This is a genomic window from Actinomadura sp. NPDC048955 (genome assembly GCF_040649435.1).
Lineage (GTDB): Bacteria > Actinomycetota > Actinomycetes > Streptosporangiales > Streptosporangiaceae > Spirillospora > Spirillospora luteofluorescens.
In genome coordinates this window covers 1-2,157 of sequence record NZ_JBEZJI010000177.1, presented here as the reverse complement: position 1 = coordinate 2,157, position 2,157 = coordinate 1, and the positions used below count along the sequence as shown (strand labels likewise).

At 29.9% G+C, this 2,157-nt stretch carries 3 protein-coding genes and 1 pseudogene; 2 read left to right on the top strand and 2 right to left on the bottom strand.

Annotated features, from left to right (window positions below; all coding sequences use genetic code 11):
* Both AB0C84_RS45995 and AB0C84_RS45990 read left to right on the top strand, forming a co-directional pair.
* A partial coding sequence (locus tag AB0C84_RS45995; protein ID WP_361079217.1) for a hypothetical protein occupies positions 1 to 195 on the top strand: 195 nt, incomplete at its 5' end.
* A gap of 54 nt (positions 196 to 249) precedes the next feature.
* A complete protein-coding gene (locus tag AB0C84_RS45990; RefSeq protein ID WP_162172474.1) occupies positions 250 to 393 on the top strand; it encodes an ATP-binding cassette domain-containing protein in 144 nt (47 codons plus the stop codon).
* A gap of 905 nt (positions 394 to 1,298) precedes the next feature.
* Here the strand turns inward: AB0C84_RS45990 and AB0C84_RS45985 are convergent.
* Positions 1,299 to 1,859 (bottom strand): TIGR00730 family Rossman fold protein, encoded by a 561-nt coding sequence (locus tag AB0C84_RS45985; protein ID WP_002498714.1) that lies wholly within the window; start codon positions 1,857 to 1,859, stop codon positions 1,299 to 1,301.
* 48 nt (positions 1,860 to 1,907) lie between these two features.
* Positions 1,908 to 2,157 (bottom strand): annotated as a pseudogene (locus AB0C84_RS45980) (hypothetical protein); the annotation flags it as partial.

Below are 2,157 nucleotides of genomic sequence, written 5' to 3'. Positions count from 1 at the left end.
GAGCCCCACCGGGAGGCGCGTCAGACGCTGCCAGGCCCTGCCGCCCGGATCGAACCAGCCGCGCCAGGCGACGAGGGAGAGCCCCATCAGGAGGCTTCACCTGCTTCTATTTATTTTAAACTTTTAGATGAGTCTTTAAAAGAATATGAACTTTTATTCTTAGGTATTTTTCATACCTATTTATACGGAGAATAATTAATAAACCCGTTACAAAATAAGCAATATCTATAAGTCTTTTAAAAATTAAAAATTCTAAAAGATGTAAGTATGAAAATAGATTTTGGAGAAATCCATAGACTAATTGGAAAAAATGGAGCCGAAAAAAGTACATTAATGAAAACTATAACAGGTCTAGAAAAACAAGATTTAGGCTTAATTTATTATTTTCAGTAAAATCAATTTGTAAATTATACTGTTTAAAAGTAATGAATTTTGACATTTAAGTATTATAGCCTTACTTATCAATATCTTTATTTTCCAAAAAGGAACCATTCAAGTTAATGAATGGTTTTACGAAAAAATGAAAAGAATAGGGAAAATTATGATAAGAGAAAAATCTCATTATCATATGTAATAAGAATATATTACATCACTACATAAATGATAACATTTATGTAGGTTTATTACACTAAAATTGTTACTAAATAATGGATATATTTTTGTGCAGGATTCCTCTTATACTCTTTAGAATATTAAAGTTACATTATACACCGGTTTTTCCGAGTTTTAGTTTAGTTTTTTATTAAGAGAGTAATCAATATAAAAATTACATTTGGCCTTTTAAAAGTTTTGAAAAATAAATTTTAAAGTGATTTATAGCCTCTCTGATAAACGAAAAAATTTTGTTTGCTTTTTTTATATTCAAGATGATTAAACGTCCTAGAAAGGGCTTAAAAGACAAAATAAAAGAACCACTCATTTTTGAGTGGTTTGGAGAATAGTTATCATATTGTGCAATTAAAAGGAGCACTGTATTGAGCATACCACATGTATTTATGCCGAGAAAATTTATTAATGTTGAGAAGAACCCTTAACTAAACTTGAAGACGAATGTCGGCATAGCGTGAGCTATTAAGCCGACGATTCGATAAGTTTAGGGATTGTTAAGGGTTCGGAGGCTCAACGTCAATAAAGCAATTGGAATAAAGCATTAAAAATAGCCACTCAATTTGCGAGCAGCTATGTTTTGGGAGAAAATTTACTTCACATTGAAAAGCTAAATGTTGAATGGGGAATAATTTTATGTTTCTACTTTAACACTTATTTATTTTCACTTCATCCAAAAACTATTTGACAATTTAATAAGTTCTAATTTTTGGAGCTTTATAATTTTTTATAAACTCTTCGATTTCTTTGAAAGATTTTGAAAATAGTATTTTATTTCTATCTTCTTGAGTTAAAAATTCGTTTGAAACCATTTGATCGTAGAATTGTTCGATAAGAGAATAATAGTTATTTGTGTTGAAAAAGATACATGGGTTATTGTTTTGTCCAACTCTTGACCATGATACAACTTCAGTTATTTCTTCTAGAGTTCCGGGACCACCTGGAAGTGCTATACATACGTCCCCTTTTTCTAAAATAACTTCTTTTCTTTCTGACATACTTTCTACGATTATTAGTTTGTCTAACTTGTCATGTGCTAGTTCTCTTTGTTGTAAGAACGTAGGCATTACACCGATTGTTTTTCCGTTATTATGTATTACAGTATTTGCAATTGTTCCCATTAATCCTGCATTTCCGCCACCAAAAACTAAAGTGTGATTATTTTTAGCTATCCATTCACCTAATTGAATTGCACTATTTTCGTATTCTTTTTTGTTTCCTTTGCTTGCTCCACAATAGACTATAATATTCATTTTTATTACTCCTTTTTTCTTAATATTATCAAACTAGGAGGGGCCATTTTAAAACAAGTAAAACGAGTTTCTTCTTGTCTTGCTACTATATGGAAATAAATCAATCTTAATAAAATTTCCTTGGCTAACATTCCAAATTGTTGCTATTGAGTATATTGTTTTATCTTTATCACTTGCTTGAATTAAATTATCATCTTCAGCAGCATTTAAATTTAAAATTTTATGCTCTTTTTTAAGTGGTACACTGAATCTTAGCTTACGTATTAAAGATATTGTATTTAGGCATATTTTGTTGACG

Excerpts from the sequence above, each read along its gene's own strand:
- AB0C84_RS45985 (WP_002498714.1), bottom strand. The coding sequence starts at position 1,859 with ATGAATATTATAGTCTATTGTGGAGCAAGCAAAGGAAACAAAAAAGAA.